Below are 2849 nucleotides of genomic sequence, written 5' to 3' on the forward strand. Positions count from 1 at the left end.
TCACCTCGTGGAGCCTGTGGCCGGCCCTACCGATTCTCTGCAACGCACGGTTGACGCTCTTCGGCGAACCGATAAGGACGACCAGATCTATTGTACCAATGTCAATCCCTAACTCAAGGCTTGTCGAGCTGTTTTTTGAGATGAAGCCGTTAACAACGTAGTTCCCGGTTTCGGAGTTTATTATTCCGTAGGCGTAATCAATGTAAGCGGGTTCGAGTGACGCTATCCTATCAAAGAATACGTCACCCTCGGCGAGTTTTCTCAGTTCCTGAATATCCCTTATAACCTCACGCATTCCTTTATCCTTTGCCTCTTTCTCATACACCTCAAGGAGCTTTAGGAGGTTTCTCCTACTGATTTCTCGCGTCCCAAGTTCGACTTTCACCGGATTATAAAGGCCCATTTTCTGGAGGCGGTAGGAGCTTATTCCAAGCTTCTCCCGGAGTTTTCTCAGGCGCTTCCCAATTCCAGGAATGACGTCGAGGTTGGAGTATCCCTCAGAGTAGAGTTCTTTCCAGTTGGAGAGGCCGCTCCTCCAGGGCTGTATATTCTCGAAAAATCGTCCGAGGTACTCTCCTCCTATGACGGCCACCGTATAAGAGATTCCTTTCTTTGGTATCTCCCTTCCTCGGAAGCGCTGAACCTCATCGTAATCCCTGGCTCTGATGGAAGATACTATTCCAAGCTGAAGGAGGATGTCTCTAATCCCCTCGGCGAAGTTTCTGTTGAACGTAGAAAAGCCCGCCGAATAAACCCGTCCATCCTTAACCTCCAGGTAGCCGTCTCCGTCGAAGTAACCTGCCAAAAACTCCCTCTTGTGTTCCTCGGGAAGAGCATAAACTATTGAAGGAAAAACTCCCCTCTTTGACTTCCTTCCTGTGTTTCCCGTTAGGGCCTTGAAAATCCTTGGAAGCAGGACAAATGGAATCTCAAGCGTCCACGTGCTTTCGTTCTGCTTTCTTATAATCCCCTCGACGCCGAATTCTCTCTTACTCAACTCCCTGTACTTTCTGAGCATCTCCCTCTCAGTTGAGAAGAGGGTTAGGGTTCCGCTCTTCCACGAGCCGTCAGCCATCCAGAAACCAAGCAGTCTGGACATTCCCGGAGTGAAGGTAGCGGGGAGGGTGTAGCGATCCTTGTCAGAGGTTATTCTCTCAACGTCTTCCCCACGTATCTCAAGCCCCGCATCCCTTAGAAGGGATTTCAACCTGCTCCATCTGAAGGGATAAACGCCGTTGAGTTGCTTGGTGAGGTAAGAGGCATCCCACCCTCTGTGGCGTGCATAGGCCCTAATCGAGCCAAACTTTGCCCGTATAGAGAGCTTAAGCTCCCGGAGAAAGTCCTCCTTAATGTGCAGGTAGGCCGAATCGGGAAGAAGTTCAACGACTGAAACTTCTCTTTCGGGACTTGGAAGCCTCCGGACGACCGCGACGTAGTCACCTTCTCTGAGTTCCTTGGCCTCTATCCATTTAAGCTCTCCGTTCCTGACTGTGAGGAACTTGTGCTCCCTCGTCGCCACAACCTCAAAGCCAAGTTTAGTTTTGATCTTGAGACCTTCGCTGTGGTAGGGGACTCTCTGTGGCTCATTGAATTTCACGAACTTCGTCCTGAGGGAGTCCACCCCAGTAATTCCCGAGGCGTCTAGCTCCCTAATCTCAACGGGACCTCCCTCGGTTAGAATCTTTGAGTCTCCAGAGACACAAACGACGGCCTTAAGCTCGCCCCTCTTCAGCTTCTCCTCGACGTCAAGGCGAACCTCTCTGGAAAGGCTGGAGTGGTGGGCCTCTATTAAACCTTCAAACTCTGGATAGCGCTTCTTCAGGTTGAAAGCGACTCTCTCGGCTCCGCTCCTCGTGTTGGTGAAGATGAGCGTCGTTCTGTTCGCCCGTATAAGCTCCGCCAGGCGGGAGTATAGGGCGTCGCTCAGAACGTTCGCCGGGGTGTATATGAGGTCTTCAACGACGCTCTCGACTTCTATCTTTGTCTCCTTCGCGAAGCTGACGTCAACGATGAGGCCCGGCCTCGGTTTCCCCTCGTCGTCGAAGCCGAAGACGAACTTCGCAACCTCCTCGAGGGGGTGTATCGTCGCGCTCAGACCTATCCTGACGAACTCCTGCTCGGCCATCTCCGCCAGCCTTTCGACGCTCAGAGCTAAGTGGGAGCCGCGCTTGTTTTCCGCCAATGCGTGAACCTCGTCGATGATGAGGTACTTCACCGTCTTCAGCCTCTCGCGGAACTTGGGGGCGTTTAGAGCTATGGCGAGACTCTCCGGAGTGGTGATGAGTATATGGGGCGGTTTCTTCACCATTTTGCTCTTCTGGTAGCTCGAGGTGTCGCTCGTCCGTATTCCAACGCGGATTTCGGGTAACTCGTAGCCGAGTTCCTTTGCCACTTCCTTTATCTCCGCTAAAGGCCCCTCCAGGTTGCGCTTTATGTCGTTGTTGAGTGCTCTAAGCGGTGAGATATAGATGACGTATATTTTGTCCTCGAGTTTTCCCTCCTTTCCGAGGAGAATCAGCTCGTTTATCGCCGCCAGGAAAGCGGAGAGAGTCTTTCCAGAACCGGTTGGGGAAGAAATCAGGACGTTCTCTCCCCGGTGGATTTCCACCACCGCGTAGCGCTGAGGGGGTGTAAAGCTCCCAAACTTCCGCTTAAACCACTCCCTAACCGGCTCGCTGAGTATCTTAAATATCTCCTCGTCGCTGTATTCTCTCTCCGCCCGCCTTATCCTTTCCCCGCTCATCGCGCCATCGTCTTCTTTTCGGTTTTTAAACTATTCGGTTGGCCTAACAAACTTTTTAAGTGGTGGACTGGAACTCAGACCGGTGAGATGATGAACGAAAGGGAGA

1 protein-coding gene is annotated in these 2849 nt (G+C 52.1%); it reads right to left on the bottom strand.

Annotated features, from left to right (window positions below):
• Positions 1 to 2743, bottom strand: a 2743-nt coding sequence (locus tag MV985_RS04580) for a DEAD/DEAH box helicase (protein ID WP_297463665.1), incomplete at its 3' end; no start/stop codon positions are given.
• Positions 2744 to 2849: the final 106 nt, after the last annotated feature.

Source organism: Thermococcus sp., from assembly GCF_027012695.1.
Classification (GTDB): Archaea; Methanobacteriota_B; Thermococci; order Thermococcales; family Thermococcaceae; genus Thermococcus.